This window comes from Niabella aquatica (assembly GCF_054779315.1).
In genome coordinates, this window is sequence record NZ_BAAGYM010000005.1 from 157,812 (window position 1) to 177,391 (window position 19,580).

Below are 19,580 nucleotides of genomic sequence, written 5' to 3' on the forward strand. Positions count from 1 at the left end.
TTATACAATACACAGCACCAGACATGATAAATACAACTTTTCAGCAATACCTGCAATCAGCTTTCCGGTCGGGCCCAATGAGTACCGATGAAACGGTTGAGTTTGTATTGGCTCTTTTTGAGGAAGTAAACAGTTTTCATGAAAACGGGCAGGTTGGATCGTTTGAAAAGCCGGATACCATTTTTTTGACAGCGGGAAGGCTTGATATTGATGAAAATTATACACATGACCCGGGCAATAATCTAAATGAGCTTAATGCATTATTGGCAAAGGAGGAAATAACAGGGTACCAAATTACGGGACAGATCCTGGTAGATCAGGATGTGAGCCAAAATACAGTTACCGTTAAGAATATGCAGGTTCAGACGGATAATGTTTCGGAACTTCATAGACCTGTGTACCTGCCAGGGTATCAATGCTACGAAATGAAATTGAACCATCATGATGCCCAAACTGATATTTTTTGCCTGGGCCTGATACTGGGGAGTGTTGTGATGGGCCTGGATTTATATGATGTGGATGACTTAAATCAGTTTGCATCCTATCGTCAACAACCCGCCGGCCTCAATCCAAGGATGCATCCAACACTCTGTTCTTTAGTTACAGAAATGACCGAGTTGGATAGAAGTAAACGGTTAAGGGATTTAAATGAAGCAATACAACGGTTAAAGTTTTATAGGGATTATGATCCGCAATTGCAAACAGACCTTTCTCTGGTGGCGGATTTGCAGGTTCAAAGTCCTGCGGATCGTAAAAGTTTTATTTTATCAAAGCTCCGGAACCGGCTTTTTGATAGCAGCAGGCGTAACCGGATGCTGTATTACAAACCCAATAGCCGGTTTGCAAACCTTACTATTAGCAGTGTTCCGATGGTATTGCATTATCAAAGTATTAATCCACAACTGCTTTTTACCTGGAACGGAGAAATTTCAAAAAAGATCATTGCTACGCAAGACCTGGAGTTGAACAGATATTTACGCTTTGAAGATCATCCCTATCTCAATAGCCAGTTAAATAGTATCCGGCAACAGAGCGAAAGCGACAAAAAAGAGTTTGGTTTTAGCCAGTTGAAATTGGTAGTGGCGTACCTGCACTGGCATAATCTTAAAGAAGGAACAAATGAGCGCATTCAAAGTCCTTTGTTGCTGCTGCCCGTGGCATTGGAACGCAGGAAATCGTTGAAAGAAGAGCGGTTTGTTCTAAAAATCCTGGATAATGCGGCGGTAATAAACCCGGTACTGAACAATCATCTCAAAGATCTGTATGGAATTGAATTGCCGGAAAGTATCGATTTTGATGATATTAGCATGGAAGGATTTTACAATGTGCTGCAATCAAAAATAAATGAAGCCAGGCAGGGTGTAAAGCTGAATTATATTGATAAGCCAAGAATAAAAATCATTCACAACATAGCAAAACAAACTATTAATAACTATCAAAAAAAACTGAGATCAGGGAATAGAGCGGCATTCAGCCAAATTGAGTATAGTTATAGTGAGGATAATTTTAAGCCACTGGGTTTAGAGCTGTTCAAACAAAAAATACAGCCGGTCTTAACTAATTTGGAATTTTTGCTGACAAGCGAAAATGCTACGGACCAACATTTGTCCAATCTGGCTGCTGTTAAAAGTACATTTGAAATTACCGAGGGGGAAAATAATCCGTATAGCTGGGATTTTGACATATGCAATATAGTGTTGGGCAATTTCAACTATAAAAAAATGAGCCTGGTAGGGGATTATAATACCATCTTGCAGGATAATATATATCATAATGTTTTTGAGAATATTTTTAGTAACAAACCTCGTAATCACAAGCCCGTAACCGTCTCCAACAATATCAAAGACTGGCATCACGTAATTGCTGCGGACCCCACGCAAAACAGCGCTGTTGCTCAAAGCAGGAGTGGAGAAAGTTACGTGATACAGGGGCCGCCGGGTACGGGTAAAAGCCAAACAATTACTAATTTAATTGCTGATTTATTAGTTAAGGATAAAAATATACTTTTTATATGCGAAAAAAGGGCCGCATTAGATGTGGTATATCATCGCCTTAATCAAAATAAGCTTGGAGAACTTTGTTGTTACATACATGACAGCCAGGGAGATAAAAAGGAGTTTTACAAAAATCTGAAACTGGTGTATGATGATTTTGTAAATAATAGAATGAATCTTTCCGAAATTGAAGAGCGCCGGAAAGCAGTTTTGTTAAGGATTGAAAATCATACAGCTCTTTTAAATGAGTTTCATCGTCAACTGAAATCTGATATAGACGGAGGTGTTAGCACCCGGTATTTAATGGAGCGGTTGTTAGCTTTAGGACAAGTGGTATTGCCGGAAATGGAGGATAAATCCATAGTGCCCGGATATGGAAAATGGAAGGAGTATGGGGAGGTGATATCAGAATTGAGTAAAGCATTGGGCTCATCCGGCGCAGATGAAGCATTGGCACATCATCCGTTTGCGAACCTCAATAACTATATTATTCACTCAGAAAATCCATTTACCCTTTTTGATAATATTGTGGCGCATGCTTATGAGTCCTTAGAGATGATAAAGGGGTTGATTAGCCAATATAACATTTCTGGAAGCTATACGGATAGTCTGCAACACATTAGAGCGTTGATAGAAGATGCCGTTTTATTGGAGCCTATTGCAAAAAGCGGTAATTTAAATTTAACAGAACCATCTGGTGAGGCTGCCACCCGTTTTGAAGCGGCCTGGCAACAGTATAATCAACTCTACCGCAGGAAGGAGGATGCTGCTGAAAATACTGCCAATTGGGTCAGTAAATTCTCAAGGCAGGATGTACTACAGGCAATTCCTATTTCGGAAAGGTACGAAAAGGCATTTTTAGGATTTCTAAATAGTAACTGGCGCCGGTTGAAAAAACGCGTAAATCAATCCTATAATTTTTCCTTACATGCGGTGAAGCCGTCCTACAGCAGTATTCTTAAGCAGTTGCAGGATGAATACAGCGCAGCGGATGCATTTGCAAGCAACAAGGCAGAGGTGGAGCAACGTTACCGGGTTGAGGATATAGCGCAGATGAAGAAAAATATAGATGCGCTAAGGAATAAAAAGGGGGATCGCGAAGTTGATTATTTGCTGGCACATGAAGAGCCGGATGAATTAGTGATCAAACTCAGTAAATTAAATAATGAACTGCAACAACTGGAGTTGCATTTGAAACAGTGTCTTTATAGTGTGGAAAACAAGTCTGTGGCTGAGTTGCGAAACGAATTGGCTACAATTAAAAGTAATGCTCCTGTTTTGCGACAATTATTGCCCTATTTACGGGAGTTTTCAGCATTGCCCTTAGAGGTTCAAAATTTTATAAGGAAGATTCCTGTAACACCCGCCCAGGCAGAGGCGGTAATGGCTTCGTGTACCCTGGATGCTCTTTATAAGAACAATCAAACTTTTGCAGCAACAAATTACGGGCTATTACAACGGGCTGTTGGCGAAATAGAAGCCGCATACAGGGAGTTATTAATGGTTAATGCAGATTATATACGTGCAAAAAGAAGAGCGAAGTTTTTAAAACATTATGAACTAAGCAATGCTGCTGCCACACCGTTAAGCCCGGATGAAAAACGCTTTAAAAAGTCTTATAGCGAGGGAAGGAAGGTATTGGAACATGAAATGAATAAGACCATGCGCTATCGTACTATTCGTGAAATTGCATCTAATGAAAGCGGACAGGTACTCAAAGACGTAAAGCCCGTATGGTTAATGAGCCCGCTTAGCGTAAGTGACAGTTTGCCGTTAGATACAAATTTCTTTGATGTGGTTATTTTTGATGAGGCTAGCCAGATTACATTAGAACAGGGCATTCCGGCATTATTTAGAGCACCTCAAACGATTATTGTTGGGGATGATAAACAAATGCCTCCAAGTAATTTTTTTAATGCAAAAGCAGAAGATCCTAATGATTTAGATACGTTTGAAGGAGAAAAAGAAGATGAAATTATAAGTGCCGATGCTGATAGTTTGCTAGTACAGGGGGCGCGCAAGCTGAATAATACCATGCTTAGCTGGCATTATCGCAGCAGGCATGAGGAATTAATTAGTTACTCCAACCATGCTTTTTATGAAGGGGGATTGTTAACAATTCCTGATAAGAAAACACGTCACCAGGTATCGCCTTTGTTAGAGGTAAAAGGCGCTGATGATGGCAAGCTGAATGCAGGCTTGCTTTTAAAAGGTGGTATCAGCTATCATTATATTCCCGGGGCGGTGTATGAAAATAGAAGCAATCTTACTGAAGCAAAATATATTGCTGAAATGCTGCGTAAATTGTTGTTGAATGAGGTGGGTGAATCTATTGGGATAGTAGCTTTTAGCCAGGAGCAGCAAAGTATAATAGAAACAGCTATAGAAGAGTTGGCCCTGACTGACAGAGATTTTGAAATGGCATTGGACAAGGCCTTCAATCGTAATGAAGACGGGCAGTTTACTGGTGTGTTTATTAAAAATCTGGAAAACGTGCAGGGCGACGAACGCGATATTATTATTATGAGTGTTTGTTATGGTTTTGATGCTAATAAAAAGATGCTGATGAATTTTGGCCCCATTAATAAAAAAGGCGGTGAAAAACGATTAAATGTGATTTTTAGCAGGGCAAAAAAGCATATGGCTGTTGTAAGCAGCATTCGGTATCATCATATTACCAACGACTATAATGCCGGAGCAAATTACTTTAAACGGTTTTTGCATTATGCCGAGCTGGTGAGCACGGGTGATTTGGGCGCCGCTCAAATGATACTGGATACACTTAACACAACAGAATCAAAAAAAGCAGCTACAACAAACGGTTATTTTTTGGTAGCCCATCAACTAAAAGACCTGCTGCAGAAGAAAGGCTTTTATGTAGATGAAAATGTGGGTCAGAGTACCTTCAAATGCGCTCTTGCAATAAAAAAGAATAAAGAGGATGAAGATTACAGTTTAGGAATTTTAATTGATGATGAACATCATTATAATAATGAAAACGTTATTGAACAATATTATCAGAAACCATCTGTTTTAAAAGCCTTTGGATGGCGGATAGTAAATATTTATGCTAAGGATTGGCTTGAAGATCCGGAGCTGGTAATGCAACGGGTGCTGAAGTTGTTGAATGGGGAAGCGTTGAACGTGCCTGAAACGCCCCGTGTAGAGGCGTCACGATTAGAACTAGCGGCTCCTATTGATAAAAATAGTATTTTTCTTGTAGCTCCGGAGCAAGAAAAATTTTGGCAGCTGACTATAGAAGGGAATACCATAACCACAAAGTTTGGTAAAACAGGAACGCCTGGTTTGTCGCAGGTGAAAATTTTTGATACGGAGGAACAAGCCGATGCAATGCGGCTGGAGATGATTAAAGCGTATAAAGAAAAAGGATATAAGGAGGATACTACAGGTTCAACTGCAACTTAAAAAATTGCTGATTATTATGCTGCATCAGGCCACTGTACAAGGTCTTAAACGGGGTACCCGCTGCTATCCCTGCCCAACTTCGTCATTCAGGCGGGCCTACCGCGGACATCCGTTAAAAAAGAGGGCAGATTCTTAAAACAAAATCCTGCAATAATGGGTTGTACCTCCGGCACACCTCAAACCCGCGCCGCTACGCGGCTACAAGAGGTAGTTCCTAACGGAACAAAGAATTAGGGAAAGGTGCTCTATAAATATGCCGTAGGCATTGCCTCCTTGTAACACCAAAATGCGCGGCAGCGCCCGGATGCCGCATAGCGGCTACCCTTGTATCCCTTTGGTGCTTCGTACGGATACAAGCCATATCAGCCTCTGTTACTGTCATACCGCCATCCCGACAAAAGTCGGGAGAAGCCGAAGCCCGCCCGGCTGAACACCGTTTGGACGGGGATCCCTCAATTATCGGACTGTTCGATATTACAGAGATGTTTCTGTTCCGTCGTACTCCTTACTACTATTACCGCATCCGGATGAAAACCAGGAAATTAAAAGATTTTTTTAGTGATGAGTCTTGACGAACCGCTATTCAGTCGGTAATTTACCGAATAATTGCACAAATTTTCTAAAGGCTAATAATTTATATATTGAAGTAATTAAATTTGGCTAATGAATCATATGATGAAGAATTAGGAAGTTTTAGGGTGACCGTAGTTTTTATTAAAAATTCCGGTTTTTCTATTCAGTCCTACCTGGGAGAAGAATTTAACGACAATATTCAGCATAATCCGACCTGGGACAAAATTGGATCCTTGATGTTTCTTAAGTACAAAAGTGATGCGGAGTCTGAAGATGATACCGTTATGCACTACTATGTAACAGGCAGCGGTAATCTTGTACTATATTGCTCCTATGCGTATGATGAAGAATTTGAGGGTAGTCCACAGGTTATAAGCGCATTGGAAGAGATAGAACGGTCATTGCAGTCGATAAATATCTAGTGCTGCATAGGCAAGGCAAAGGCTCTTTCGTGTTTACAATATAGCTATTTGTAAACGCATATACAATTTAAAAACAGGGAAGTCCCGTATATTCACGGGTAAAGCCAACCAACATACCATGACTTCAGAAAAGGGCCATCATTGCAGAGACGACAATAAAATAATTGCAGACATTGAAAAATATGGACTTGCAGTGATCATGCTGGACGCAACGGATTATTTGCCGTCATTTGCCTATAGCATCGGCCTGTGGCGTACATTTCAACACCCGGAAATTATTTGCTTCGGCTTAACAACAAAAACATTGGGCCAGCTTATAAATGAAGTAGCAGCTTTAATAAGGAATGGGCACACCATTGAAATAAACAGGGATTATGATGATTTCTTTGAAAAGGGACGGGTTCAGTTCGTCCCTGTTGATAAAAGAAATTTAGGTGATTATTTTGGTGCCGCAATGGATATTTACGACACCGATCATTTTCCTGCGCTGCAATTTGTTTGGACAGATCGCAATGATAAATTTCCATGGCAGGAAGATTTTGAAAAGGAATTCAGGTTTCGGCAACCATTGCTGGATCGAAATGCGGATTTTAAATTCCGGGAAGCCAAGAATCTTGCGATATTTACCACAAAGCAATGGATAGAGCAGAACAGGCCTATTATCCATGTAATTCATGATACAGACGGCGACTGGCAATTTTTAACAGATGATGAACACTCAACCGAAAACATCAGGATCGTGGCATTAGAGGAAATAATTTTAAGAGACAACACGTTGAACGCGATTTTTGATCTGGAGTATGGAGAACAGGCCGAACGGGGATTTATAGGCGATAAATGGATCCGGAATAAATTTGAATACGATGATGAGGAAACTGAAGCCGATAACCATTAGCCATTAAAGTATCATTTACCGCATCTCATTTCTATGCCTTTCTAAATAAGCATGATTTTCCACCGACAAGTTTTGAATAGCTTTCCGGCCGGTAACGCCTGTTTTATCATAGGCGCTGGCGCACAGCCGGGGGGAGATGATAATTTTTCCATTGTTTTCAAAACTAATCAGGTGTCGGTCAAACAGGGCATCATACACCGGGGATAGCAGTAGCACATCCAGCCGCTCCAGGTTGCTGGCATTACGCCAGGGCACAATATGGGAGGCTATGAGTATCTTGTGGTTGGTATAGCCGGTAACCGCGCAGGCAAACCGCCAGCGGTGCAATACGCTTTTACGAAAGCACCCTGACCAATACGGGAGGTTACCAAGCCCTTGCGCTCGGTTTCATTGGGTGGGGTAGAATGTAGTTCTGCCGGAGGTTCATTTACCATTATACCCTCTAGTTCTGGTTCGTAGGGGAGGGTAGCACCTTTTCTTTTAAAAAAGAATTTTATGGCTGCCCGCTGCTGGCCGTCCCGGTCCGGAGCGCCAAAAAAATCATAATCCACCAATTCCAGCTCGCCTTTATACTGTACATATCCTCGCTGCACGTACTCAAACAAAAACACTCTTTTGCCAGTGTTTAGATGCTCTGCCAGGGCCAGGTTGCCTTTTGTTAATTGCATATCGCCTGTTTGGCCCTCACCGGTGTAGGAAATACATCGTCGTTCTCTCATTGGCAGATACCCTGCTGAAGGCAACTGTGCAGTAGCCTTTGTGGCGGAGTAGCAGCGAATTATTCGCATCTTTTTTATTGTTTTTTGAAGATGCTCATGAGGGCTTCATCGTTGCCCGACCCGGCCGTGCATCTGGCCGCTGCGGTGTGGACAGTGGAGGGAGCGCGACCTAAAAAATTGCCTGGGTTCAGATGCCAAAGGGGCCTAACTTTACTTTTCATTTATTTAAATCCTGTAGAAGTAAAATCAGGAGCACAGGGAACACTCCGCTCGCTGCACCAGTTTATTGAAATGGCGGATCATCCGTATGCCGTCCGGATTTATGGCGGTGCATTGAAGGTTGAAAAAGCCATAACACCCAATAAAAAACCCTACCTGCTGCTGAACCTGCCTTATTATATGGGTACCTGTATTCCTGATTATGTTGAATGGTTAGTGCAACAGAAGGTGTAATATTTTTATTACATTATTTGATAGAATGTTTTAATATTTTTTCGTCTTCCTATGTGGATGCCATATTGTTTATCACATATCTTAATATTTCTATTACTATATTCAGAGTCCGTATTATTGTAATGTACAATCAGATCATCTTTAATTATGTCATCAATGATGATTTTAATGAAAGCTAATAGGTTTTCCCAGTGGTGTAAAAACTCGAATGTTACTATTTTCCCTTTTCGTGGTATTTGATAACCGTCAAGATGACCTATAACAATATGAATAAATTCTTTTGGTGTCAGGCGAATTGTAATTTCTTCATTTAATCGATAAGTTGTTCCATGAAAATTCTTAACTAATTCAAACAGCTCTCTATCTTTTTCCTCATTATATTTTGGAGCTTTATTTTTGGGATCGTCAAATGAAAAATCGACATTATATTTTAGTGCTTTTAAAAACTCCAGAAAAGCCGAATAATTTTTCCCTTTATCCGGATTATGTGCTTTTATCGCTCCTGCGCGAATTTCAGTATAAGATTCTTTGAGGATATTTTTTACTTCAATAAAGCCTTTTTCGTTTGGCGGAAGATAAAATTCCCGGTATCGTTCAATATTCAAAGAACCAAATAGACCAACAAGTCTTTGTTTATATCGGATTTCAATTGGGGAAAGTGTCTTTTTTTGATCCTCTTTTATCAGGATTTTTACATATAGACAAATAGGTAGTTGGGAGTTATATTTATCTTGACAAAACATACAGGTTTCGATAAATTCCTGTGGGTACAGTTTTGAAAATAAATTATGTTGTTCTGTAATGGTCATTTTACTAATTGTATACTATTTTAAAATCATAAATCATATTATGACAATTATAAAACAAAAAAATAATATATTTTCTGTAATACGAACCATAAAACTAAAGACCTATTTCCACGTAACCGGTATATCCTTAAATAAAACTTCTTTATTCACATAATGACCGGGAACAAAGTATTTCATGCTGATCAGCTTGAGCAGGGCTACAGAAGGATCTACTTTTGGAAACGAAAAAGAGAGTTTTAAGGGCACATCCTGGTAGATATCACTTGCATATTTTTCTGCACCAATTTTAATATTGTCCGGTGTATAGGCGTTGCCCTGTACATCTATTGCTCTTGCGTATTTATCCGGCGAAAATTGAATTTGCCTGTTTTGAGAGTGATTGGTTACCAGGATCTCCAGGTCAACTTGTTGTTTGGTTTTATTTCCTGTGCAGCGTATCAGGCTAAAGCTGAAACTGTCGCTTGTGGCCTGTTTCAGGGGGGCCAGTTTAATATTCAGCGACTTCATGAGGTATTCATTTTCCTGCTTCAGCTTGCTTAGCTCTTCCGATGTTTGAGCAGCTGTTTTAACCGTAAAAAAAAAGTAAAAAACAAGCAATACAGCGGTTGATCAAAAGGTTGGTCATAATCATCGGTTTTACTATTTAGCAATCAGTAATAAAATTACGAAAAGATTTTTTGGAGCACAAAATGCTTTGCATACTTATCGATCGGGGACAAGTTTCAATCTGGGCCCGTGCAGGGATGTTACCTGGTATCAAGCTACGTTGATATCCCGATACCAAATTTATAAGGTTCGTGTGGACACGAACCAAGGTGGCGGGCTGCATTTCAGCAGCCATTGTCTTCGGATAATCAGGAATATTCAACCCCAGGATAATATCATGCTCAGTAACCTGCAGGCCGTCTTTACGCCGCAGGCTTACAACACCGCTACCGCCGCGGTTTTTCTGCGGGTACTTTTTAAAATGGGCGGTCAGTAATGGATCATTGTCTAAATTGAGCTCATCGGTGTAATATTCGTTGGCAACATCCGGCTCTTTAACGGACAAATGAATATGTGCGGGCAAATCTGCAAGGTATGTTGTGGTAGATCTTACCTTGCTTCCAGTACCCTATCTCTAGCTAATAAACAGGCTCCGATTACACCAGCTCTTTCTTTTAAAGCTGACAGTTTGATTTGTGTATCGGTATTCACCAGGTTTAAGGAGTACTTGTTGATAGCGCTTTTAATGGGGAGCAAAATATATTCCGAAGTTTCAGAAAGAGCGCCTCCTAATACAATCAGTTCTGGATTGTAAAGGTTAATAAGCATAGCAATGCCTTTACCCAGCTTTTCTCCGATTTCGCCCACCAGTTCTATGGCAAGAACATCGTCGTTCTTAACTGCTTTAATAATATGTGATAGCATAATCTCATCAACAGGTACTTCTTTTGTTACCCGGCTGGTTTGGCCGTTTTTAACTTTTTCACGAAATAAATGCGTAAGTGCTCTGCCCGATGCTTCTGTTTCAAGGCAGCCTTTTTTACCGCATTGACATATAATTTCGTTGTCGAATAATGGTATATGGCCAAATTCGCCTGAAAAGCCAGACTTGCCATAGTAAATCTGCCCGTTGATAATGGTTCCCATACCTATACCGTAATCTAAATTGAGAAACAATATGTTCTTTTCATGCTTTACAATTCCTGCTATTAATTCTCCATATGCCATTGCGCGGGAGTCGTTTTCAATGTAGGTTTTTATTCCTATTATTTGCTCCAGGTGCTTACTTAAAGGCTCTTCGCTGAAATGGAAAAAACTGTAGCTGTATCCTGTAGTATGGTTGATGCGTCCGGATAGGTTTATACCCATTGAAAGAATCTTGTCGGCAGGAGCCGGCGCTTTGGAAACAAAAGTTTTAATAACAGTGCACAATTCATCAAGCGACTGTTTATCATTCGATAGCTTATATGGAATATTTTCAAGTGTGGATGTGAGGTTTTTGCTAAGATCTATCAGGCCTATATTGATATGATTTTGTTTAACATCTACTCGAAGAAAAAAGCCTGAATTGGCAACTAAACCATAAACGTTAGGCTTGCGGCCACTCGCAACTGTTGTTTTACCATAATCTCGAACCAGCCCGTCAGCTATAAGTTCATTGATTAAGTTGGTTATTTTGGGAACACTTAAAAAAAGTATCTTGCTAAGATCTGCTATCGTCAGGTTTCCTGAATAAGAGAGGATGCTTATAATTTCCTTTTTTATGGAACTATTTTTATAAGCAATTCCCGATTTATTCTCACTTCCTAAATCATCCCAAAATGTCATAATGGTGAATTTGATATTTGATCAAAAGTATACATATTATCTGAAAAATAAATTTTATGACGTAAAGGGTACCAGTTAGTATCTCATATGGGTTATTAATTCTATATTTATTAAATATTATTTCTAATAATTTAATTTTAATAAAAAAAATTATTAATCGTATTTGTATTTTGAAATTTATTTCCTAATTTGTGCCTTGTAATAGGGGAACAGAACGCGTCGAATTTGCAATGTGAGCGGACAATTGCCGAAAACCAGGACTTACACCAAAACTTCTTTAAAATTTAGAGATTGAAACAGAATACAAAAGCATTACATCCGTTGTTTTGGATATCTACTACCTGGTTTGCCATGGGATTACCGTTTGTAGCTCTGTCTGGTGCCAGTTCTATCATGTATAAAAACCTGGGTGTTTCAGATGCTTCAATCGCTTTCTGGACTTCTCTTGTTATGCTTCCTTGGTCGTTGAAACCATTTTGGGGACCGTTTTTGGAGCTTTATAAGACTAAAAAGTTTTTTGTTTATGTAACGCAAATTATAACGGGGGTTTTATTTGGCCTGGTAGGACTCTCCCTGCAGCTTGGTAACTTTTTCAGTATTTCAATTACCTTATTAATGATTATAGCTATCAGCGGTGCTACACATGATATTGCGGCGGATGGAGTATACCTGAACGAGTTAGATACTACGCAACAGGCGCGGTATGTAGGTTGGCAGGGCGCCTTTTATAACATAGCAAAGGTTTTTTCCGGTGGAGTACTTGTGTACTTGGCCGGCCTGCTTGAGCAGCGCATGCAGATAAAATTTGCGTGGATGATAATAATGTTCGCTTATGGAGTTATTATGGTTGCAATAGGATTATATACAATTCGGATACTTCCATCTGATGAAGAACGAAAACAAGCTGTAAGCCTAAAACACGGAATGGCTACTTTAAAGGATGTAATTATTACATTCTTCCAGAAAAAACATATTGCATACAGTTTATTATTTATTGTTTTTTATCGTTTTGCTGAAGGGCAGGCCATTAAAATTACCCCACTGTTTTTTAAAGCATCACCATCTGAAGGGGGACTGGGATTAAGTACCTCTGAAATAGGACTGCTTTATGGTACAATAGGAGCTATTGCTTTCGTTGCAGGATCCATTGTGGCTGGACATTTTGTTTCAAAAAAAGGATTAGACAGAAAGCGGCTTTTGATTTTGTGCGCTTTTTTTAATATCCCTTTTGTAGCCTATGCTTTACTTGCAGTATACCAGCCTCATCATTTATTGATCATTGCTTCAGCAGTTGCAGTGGAGTATTTGGGCTATGGATTTGGTTTTATAGGAATCATATTATTTATTATGCAAAATATTGCACCCGGTAAATATAAAATGGCACACTATGCATTTGCAAGCGGAATTGTCAACCTTGGATTTATGATTCCCTCCATGATCAGCGGGTTGCTTAGCGACTATTTAGGATATAAAGCTTTTTTTATTTGGGTCTTGTTTGCCACAATACCGGCCTTCGTGGTTACATGGCTGGTGCCCCTAAAAGCCATACCGGTTGAGGATGAGGGTAGTACCGGTTAGTTGTTAGTAAATGTGAGTGTAATGCAAAGCTTATTGGTAATTATTCTATTAATCCAGACTTTCAATCGTTTTGCTTAATGTTTTATATAAAAAATATTTTTTCATTTTATGTGTTTAGCTATAAAAATATAATAACATATATAAATAATAAACCCTTAACTATTTAATATGGTGAGACTATTTTCATTACTTTTTGTAGTAACTGTTTCAACACTTTGTGCAACTGCCCAAAACAGTTACAAAGCGATTTCAAAAAAGTTGACTAACGCACAACCGGGGGATATCGTTATTCTGGATGGTTTTTTAAATCAGGATTTTAAAAAAATAAAATACCAAAAGGTTATTCAGCCGAGCCCACAGTTTATCATATCAGACGATCCTGAATACATACGCCTGCCTGAGGCAATTGCTTTGCAGGAGGAGGTGCAACCCGGTTCGGTAAGGTTATATGTATATAATGTAAATGGCGTAACCACTCCTCAAAAGATGCCGAGGAAAATTTCCGCAGTTATTAAAAACCTTGGCAGGGAAAATATGCAAATCAGGATGTTGAAATATTCGTCGCAAAAGCCAAGCACCAATTATTTTCAAATTGGCAAGCAAGGACTTGAAGATTACTTTAAGTCCGTTGAAACCAGGAATGTGCGTACGATAAAGCCTGGCGAAGTGATTGCAATAGATGAAAAGTTAGAAAAACAGATTGTTAACTATGATGAGTTGGTTCATGGGTTTTATGAGTTTGTAATTGATCAGCCGGCATTGGTAAGTGTGCTTCAAACATCACCGCAAAAATCAGGGCCCAGGGCTTTTGCAACCATTGACACCATTATTCCTTTTAGTCATGTAAATGCCGGCAGAGGCGTATTCCCTGTGGCAAATTACAAAATAGCAAACAAGGGAATAATAGATACAAAAGATGGTGTTTCTCAGTTGATTGTTGCAGATGGAGAGGATGATCCATGGATAGCGGGTACAATAGGAGCTTCGAGGGACGAGGCGAAAAATGTTGGTAATTACGGTGTGCTATATAATACGAGGTTAAAGTGGAAAAGTACTGATGGCAAAGGCCTGGCTTTGATAACCTGGAACGCCAGATCCGATAATGGTCAGTGGTGTGGAGGTATGGGGCTCACCATGCAGCTATATGATAATGATATGAAAAAAACAGTGCTGCAATATCCCTCTCGTCAGTTAGTTACCAAGGGAGCGCCTGAAGCAATATTAATTGGCATTTACAAACCTGACCCGGATAAGGAAATTCAGGAAATAAATTTTACGTATTCTCCGCCAGGTGCATCTTGTTTACCTACTCCCTTGATATTTGTGCCTATTGACTTGTAGGTTTTTCGGGTAGGGGAAATAGGTTGAAACAATGTAAATCATCTACAATTGTTATCTACATCAATCATTTTTCTTGCTGATTTCCATAAAGGATATTTTTTATTGTTAACTCTCATTTTTAAATATTCAACCCAACATTATGTTATGTTTTAATTCATGTATCAATTATTCGGGCACACGCCGTTGGTTAATGGCGCTTGCATTGGTTATTGGGTGCTGTACAACCGTATTTGCCCAACAAAACGTGAAAGGAGTAGTGCGGGATGAGGCTGGTAAGCCACTATCTGGTGTAACGATCACTTTAAAAGGAGCTACTTTAAGTACTCTTACAAATGATTTGGGCGGATTTGAGCTTCAGGCGAACAAGGATGATGTATTGCTCTTCACTTACATTGGTCTAATCCCTCAGGAAATTACAGTAGGAGAAAAGCCTGTACTTGATGTTGTAATGTTGAGGGATGTGGCTGCACTAAATGAAGTAGTGGTAGTGGGGTATGGCACGCAAAAGCGTGGGAGTTTATCTGGAGCCGTATCTACTCTTAAAGGTGGTGAATTGTTGAAAGCACCTGCCACAAATGTGTCCAGCTTGCTGGGAGGAAGGTTGCCGGGCATTTCGTCCATTCAGGAATCTGGAGAACCGGGTAGTGATCAGGCTGGCCTTATCATCCGTGGATCAAGAGTGGGAGTTACCTATATTGTCGATGGTATACCCCGCTCGATAAATGACATTGACCCCAACGATGTGGAGAACATATCTGTATTAAAAGATGGCGCGGCAGCCGCCGTATATGGATTGCAGGCTGCGGGAGGTGTAATTATTATTACAACCAAAAAGGGATCCGGCAGTTCGCCAACCATTACCTATACCGGTACTGCAGGTGTTTCTTTGAACGCAAATTTTCCACGCTTTATGGACGGTCCCCAGTTTGCCTATTACTACAACATGGCAGATATGATGGATAAGATGGCTAACGGTATTGTTTCCGGAAAGAATGATTATACACCTATCTTTTCCAAGTCTGACGTAGAAAAGATGACCAACGGAGACCCTACTGATGGCTGGGATAATGTTAATTACATCGATAGAGTATTTGGCAGGGGGCAAAACAGCCGGCATAGCTTATCGCTTCAGGGAGCAAAAGAAAATGTAAAATACTTTGCTTCATTTGGTATGCAGGATCAGAAAGGTAATATTGATAACTTCAGTTTTAAGCGCTATAACCTAAGAACAAACTTATCAGCGCAGGTAGCAAGAAATATTACATTTGACCTGGGCGTTTCAGGAGCTGTAACAAACAAACAAACTCCAGGTTATGCAGCAGGCGGAACAGATGCAAACTCTTATTTGGGTGAACTAGGATGGTTTTCTATTGCAAAACAAACCATTGGAATGCATCCCTATTTGCCGGAAAAATATGATGAGCTGTATACCGGGGTACCTCCAAGAAATAATGCTGCAATTCCTAACAGCCCATTAGCGGCGATATATGAATCAGGATATAAAAAGACAAATGGAATTGATCTTCAAACCAATTTAGGACTAACCTACCAGGTTCCATGGGTTCCCGGACTTAAATTAAAAGCTTATGGTTCTTATGATGCCTGGACCTCAAGAAATAAAAACCTGGATACTTATTATTATGTAAATGCAGTTAGCTTACCGGATGGTACCAAAGAACATCAGTTTGTAAAAATGCTGGATGCAAAAAGTGTAACCTACAATTCGCTTGGAGAGGGGCAAACCAATGCTCAGCAACTGGTTAGCCAAACCAGCCTTGCGTATGAAAGAAAGTTTGGTAAACATGCAGTAGACGCCTTATTGCTATCTGAGCTTAGAGATTATAAGTCTAACAGTCTTTCGGCTTATGCAAGAAATGTAATGTTTCCTGAACTACCCGAATTAGGAACAAGTACCCCTGCAAACGCTCCAATTGGCGGATGGAGCAACAGAACCCGGTCTATAGGCTATGTGTTCCGTGCAAAATATGATTACGCCGAAAAGTACATTGCTGAAATTACCGGAAGATACGATGGTTCATACAAGTTTTCAGGAAACGTTGATGGTAAAAGATGGGGATTCTTTCCTTCTGCTTCATTAGCATGGAGAATATCTAAAGAGCATTTTCTGCAAAACTATTCATCGCTTGATGATTTAAAAATCAGGGCTTCAGCCGGGCTTTTAGGAAACGACAACGTAAGCGCTTATTCTTTCCTGAGCACCTATTCTTTCGGTAATCAGTTGCCGCTAAATGGTTCTTTAAATAATGCCATGTATACAAGCGTTATTGCCAATCCAAACCTCTCCTGGGAAAAAACGCTTTCCTACAATGCAGGGCTTGATTTTAGTTTATGGAAAGGAAAACTCAGCGGAGCATTTGATGTATTTTACACTTATACCTTTGATATTTTAATGTCAATGTCTTCCGGCTATCCGCCATCAATGGGAGGCTACTACTTTACTTATGAAAACTTTGGGAAAACCGATTCGAAAGGATTTGAACTGGCATTAAAGCATCAAAACTCTTTTGGCCTGGGAGGCAAGTCCTTTAATTATTCTGTAACGCCCAATATAAGTTATGCAACCAGCAGATGGGTACGGTATAATGATAGCCCGAATGCACCAGAGATCCAGAAAATAAGTGGTAAGAAAATTGGAATTATTTCGGGATGGGTTGCCGAAGGATTATTCCGTTCGGAAAGCGAAATAGATAACGCTGCATGGTATGGAAGCCGCCCTAATGTTGGGGATATTAAATATAAAGATCTGAATGGTGATGGTAAAATTGATTACCAGGACCGTGGCCTGATCGGTCGTCCTAACAGGCCCGAATTAATGTACGGCCTTAATCTGGGTGCTTCCTGGAACGGGTTCGATTTTAATGCTCAGTTTACGGGAGGGGCGTTGTTTGATGTGTCAATGACCGGAACTTATTACAATGGTTATGATGATAACACCATCTGGACACAAACTTTTAAAGAAGGTGCAAACTCACCTCTTTTCCTGGTTGAGAATGCTTACAGTATTGATAATCCCAACGGAACATTTCCCCGTTTAACGCTTGGTTCCACTACTCATGGCGGTGATAATGGTTTGGCTTCAACCTTTTGGTTCAGGGATGGAAAGTATGTTCGACTGAAATCTGCGCAGATAGGGTATAGCCTTCCTGAAGCGTTGACAAAGAGATTGGGAATTAACCGCCTACGTGTATTTGCAGAAGGCTCTAATATATTCACTATTTCGGGTTTACCCGAAGGAATAGATCCTGAATCGCCAAGAGTTAATAATGGTTATTATCCACAACAAAAGATTTTTACCGGAGGTGTAACCTTAACTTTTTAAAAGTTAAACAATTCAGTAATCAAAACCACCGAGAACATACCCCCAGATTACCTCTGGACGGTAGCAAAAAATAAACGAATGAAAAGATTTATTATAAATATAATGGTGCTGGGTCTTTTGTCAGGACTTTCATCCTGTAAGAAATTTTTAGACCTTACTCCCACAGATTCTGCTTCCGACAAGCTTGTTTGGAGCAAAGTTGAGTATGCCGATCTTGCTGTGAATAACTTCTATCACGATATCAATTACTTTGGAAGTTTTAATTCCGGCCAATCATCGGCCGGAATGACAGAAGGGTTCACAGATATGCTAAAGTACTCTTCAATGACTTACAATGCCTACATGTACATACCGAATGAACTGGCATATGGCGGATCCGTTTTAACGGCCAATTATGTGGCCGTTTACATGGGGACATGGTCTACTGTATACGATAAAATTCGCCGGGTAAATGAAGCCTTGAGCAATTTAAAAAAGTACGGAACCGCTTTACCCAATACCGAAGCAATACGCCTGGAAGCTGAGCTGCGTTTCTTCCGTGCATTTCTTTATTTTGATCTTCTTAAACGTTACAAGGAAGTAATTATTTACGACGAAGATTTGACGAAAATTTCTAAAAATGCTTCGTTAAGCGCCGAAAATGTGGGTTGGGATTTTGTAGAAAACGACTTGCTTTTTGCCGGTAAAAACCTGCCGGTTTCTAAGAATGCAAAGGGAAGGCTGACAAGTGGTGCAGCTTATGGTTTTATGTCCCGTGCAATGTTATATGCTAAACGTTGGCCCTCAGCACAAAAAGCCGCTGAAGAGGTAATAAAAATGGGTTATTCGCTTACAGCTAATTACTCAGATGCTTTTAAAGATGGTAATTCAGAAGCCATTATTCAATACAGTTTTGACAGGCGTGTGTTTACCCATGGTTTCGATGCCTTTTATGCGCCTGGAGGAGATAAAGAGGGCAGTGGCGCATATGGCACGCCTCCTCAGGAAATGGTGGAGTCTTACGAATTAGCCGGTACAGGCGGCTTTCCTGACTGGTCTGTTTGGCATACTACCAGCGGTACAACCCAAACCCCGCCATATACTCAACTCGAACCCCGCTTTCAGGCATCTGTATTATATAACGGAGCAAGCTGGAAAGGCAGAAGTATACAGGCATATGTTGGGGGAAAAGACGGGTATGCTACCTGGAAGGAAGATGCGGTACCCGCAGGCAGAACGGTTACAGGATATTTTTTGCGTAAGTTGTTAGATGAGACGTTAGATCTGAATACAGATAATTCTATCCAGCCCTGGGTGGCGCTGCGTTTAGGGGAAGTTCTTTTAAATTATGCTGAAGCATGCTATCAAAATGGTTCGGCAGCACTGGCTAATGAAGCAGTCAGAAAAATAAGAGCGCGTGTAGGATTACCCTATGTTGATAGATCGGGCGATGCTCTGATGGCTCAGATAAGACAGGAACGGAAAGTTGAATTAGCATATGAAGGTCAGTATTATTGGGATATGCGACGCTGGGGGCTGGCCCATACTGCATTTACCGGTAACAGAGTACACGGAATAAAGATAGAAAAAAATGGAAGCGGTCAGTTTGTATACACTTACGTAGACTGTGATAAACAAGATCGCAATTTCCCGGAAAAAATGTACCGGTTCCCTTTACCCGTATCAGAAATTACTAATAATGTTTCCATTAACCAATTTCCTGAATGGAATTAATCTT

The 19,580-nt window shown here is 40.2% G+C and carries 14 protein-coding genes; 8 read left to right on the forward strand and 6 right to left on the reverse strand.

All coding sequences use genetic code 11. The annotated features are described in order from the left end of the window. Nucleotides 1-23 precede the first annotated feature (23 nt). The 3 genes from ACYVBM_RS05650 to ACYVBM_RS05660 all read left to right on the forward strand — a co-directional run bounded on the left by ACYVBM_RS05650 (nucleotide 24) and on the right by ACYVBM_RS05660 (nucleotide 7,310). A complete protein-coding gene (locus tag ACYVBM_RS05650; RefSeq protein WP_460684651.1) occupies nucleotides 24-5,420 on the forward strand; it encodes an AAA domain-containing protein in 5,397 nt (1,798 codons plus the stop codon). A gap of 809 nt (nucleotides 5,421-6,229) precedes the next feature. Further along, the gene (locus tag ACYVBM_RS05655) at nucleotides 6,230-6,415 is read left to right on the forward strand and encodes a hypothetical protein (RefSeq protein ID WP_460684652.1); all 186 of its coding nucleotides are present in this window, start codon (nucleotides 6,230-6,232) and stop codon (nucleotides 6,413-6,415) included. Nucleotides 6,416-6,533: 118 nt separating this feature from the next. Next, nucleotides 6,534-7,310, forward strand: a complete 777-nt coding sequence (locus ACYVBM_RS05660) for a DUF4262 domain-containing protein (RefSeq protein ID WP_460684653.1) — start codon at nucleotides 6,534-6,536, stop codon at nucleotides 7,308-7,310. 15 nt (nucleotides 7,311-7,325) lie between these two features. On the opposite strand, the gene ACYVBM_RS05665 is transcribed toward ACYVBM_RS05660, so the two are convergent. Beyond that, nucleotides 7,326-7,637, reverse strand: coding sequence for an HNH endonuclease (locus ACYVBM_RS05665; RefSeq protein WP_460684654.1), 312 nt, complete (start codon nucleotides 7,635-7,637; stop codon nucleotides 7,326-7,328). Continuing rightward, complete coding sequence (locus ACYVBM_RS05670; protein ID WP_460684655.1) at nucleotides 7,577-8,098, reverse strand: hypothetical protein; 522 nt, start codon at nucleotides 8,096-8,098, stop codon at nucleotides 7,577-7,579. Before ACYVBM_RS05670 ends, ACYVBM_RS05665 begins: the two co-directional genes overlap by 61 nt. Before the next feature lie 27 nt (nucleotides 8,099-8,125). Between ACYVBM_RS05670 and ACYVBM_RS05675 the strand changes: the two genes are divergently transcribed. Beyond that, nucleotides 8,126-8,482 carry a hypothetical protein gene (locus ACYVBM_RS05675; protein WP_460684656.1) on the forward strand — a complete coding sequence of 119 codons (357 nt, stop codon included), beginning with the start codon at nucleotides 8,126-8,128 and terminating at the stop codon, nucleotides 8,480-8,482. Nucleotides 8,483-8,490: 8 nt separating this feature from the next. Here the strand turns inward: ACYVBM_RS05675 and ACYVBM_RS05680 are convergent, their stop codons facing one another. The 4 genes from ACYVBM_RS05680 to ACYVBM_RS05695 form a co-directional block, all read right to left on the reverse strand. Next, nucleotides 8,491-9,291 (reverse strand): hypothetical protein, encoded by an 801-nt coding sequence (locus ACYVBM_RS05680; protein WP_460684657.1) that lies wholly within the window; start codon nucleotides 9,289-9,291, stop codon nucleotides 8,491-8,493. A gap of 102 nt (nucleotides 9,292-9,393) precedes the next feature. Continuing rightward, nucleotides 9,394-9,888: a hypothetical protein gene (locus ACYVBM_RS05685; protein WP_460684658.1), complete on the reverse strand. Its 495-nt coding sequence runs from the start codon at nucleotides 9,886-9,888 to the stop codon at nucleotides 9,394-9,396. Nucleotides 9,889-9,934: 46 nt separating this feature from the next. Further along, on the reverse strand, nucleotides 9,935-10,360 hold the full coding sequence (locus ACYVBM_RS05690; RefSeq protein WP_460684659.1) for a hypothetical protein: 426 nt from the start codon (nucleotides 10,358-10,360) through the stop codon (nucleotides 9,935-9,937). Between the two features lie 26 nt (nucleotides 10,361-10,386). Continuing rightward, on the reverse strand, nucleotides 10,387-11,604 hold the full coding sequence (locus ACYVBM_RS05695) for an ROK family protein (RefSeq protein ID WP_460684660.1): 1,218 nt from the start codon (nucleotides 11,602-11,604) through the stop codon (nucleotides 10,387-10,389). A 291-nt stretch (nucleotides 11,605-11,895) separates the two neighbouring features. Here ACYVBM_RS05695 and ACYVBM_RS05700 point away from each other — a divergent pair, with 291 nt between their 5' ends. The 4 genes from ACYVBM_RS05700 to ACYVBM_RS05715 all read left to right on the forward strand — a co-directional run bounded on the left by ACYVBM_RS05700 (nucleotide 11,896) and on the right by ACYVBM_RS05715 (nucleotide 19,576). Then, entirely contained in the window at nucleotides 11,896-13,182 is a 1,287-nt protein-coding gene (locus ACYVBM_RS05700) for an MFS transporter (RefSeq protein ID WP_460684661.1), read from the forward strand. Between the two features lie 168 nt (nucleotides 13,183-13,350). Next, a complete protein-coding gene (locus ACYVBM_RS05705) occupies nucleotides 13,351-14,523 on the forward strand; it encodes a copper amine oxidase (protein WP_460684662.1) in 1,173 nt (390 codons plus the stop codon). A gap of 139 nt (nucleotides 14,524-14,662) precedes the next feature. After that, nucleotides 14,663-17,863: a SusC/RagA family TonB-linked outer membrane protein gene (locus ACYVBM_RS05710; protein ID WP_460684663.1), complete on the forward strand. Its 3,201-nt coding sequence runs from the start codon at nucleotides 14,663-14,665 to the stop codon at nucleotides 17,861-17,863. A 78-nt stretch (nucleotides 17,864-17,941) separates the two neighbouring features. Further along, nucleotides 17,942-19,576 carry a RagB/SusD family nutrient uptake outer membrane protein gene (locus tag ACYVBM_RS05715; protein ID WP_460684664.1) on the forward strand — a complete coding sequence of 545 codons (1,635 nt, stop codon included), beginning with the start codon at nucleotides 17,942-17,944 and terminating at the stop codon, nucleotides 19,574-19,576. The last annotated feature ends 4 nt before the right edge of the window (nucleotides 19,577-19,580 follow it).

Bases quoted from the DNA above. Each gene is read 5' to 3' on its own strand.
- ACYVBM_RS05650 (WP_460684651.1), top strand. From the start codon at position 24: ATGATAAATACAACTTTTCAGCAATACCTGCAATCAGCTTTCCGGTCG.
- ACYVBM_RS05655 (WP_460684652.1), top strand. From the start codon at position 6,230: ATGTTTCTTAAGTACAAAAGTGATGCGGAGTCTGAAGATGATACCGTT.
- ACYVBM_RS05660 (WP_460684653.1), top strand. From the start codon at position 6,534: ATGACTTCAGAAAAGGGCCATCATTGCAGAGACGACAATAAAATAATT.
- ACYVBM_RS05670 (WP_460684655.1), bottom strand. From the start codon at position 8,098: ATGCGAATAATTCGCTGCTACTCCGCCACAAAGGCTACTGCACAGTTG.
- ACYVBM_RS05675 (WP_460684656.1), top strand. From the start codon at position 8,126: ATGAGGGCTTCATCGTTGCCCGACCCGGCCGTGCATCTGGCCGCTGCG.
- ACYVBM_RS05680 (WP_460684657.1), bottom strand. From the start codon at position 9,291: ATGACCATTACAGAACAACATAATTTATTTTCAAAACTGTACCCACAG.
- ACYVBM_RS05695 (WP_460684660.1), bottom strand. From the start codon at position 11,604: ATGACATTTTGGGATGATTTAGGAAGTGAGAATAAATCGGGAATTGCT.
- ACYVBM_RS05705 (WP_460684662.1), top strand. From the start codon at position 13,351: ATGGTGAGACTATTTTCATTACTTTTTGTAGTAACTGTTTCAACACTT.
- ACYVBM_RS05710 (WP_460684663.1), top strand. From the start codon at position 14,663: ATGTTATGTTTTAATTCATGTATCAATTATTCGGGCACACGCCGTTGG.
- ACYVBM_RS05715 (WP_460684664.1), top strand. From the start codon at position 17,942: ATGAAAAGATTTATTATAAATATAATGGTGCTGGGTCTTTTGTCAGGA.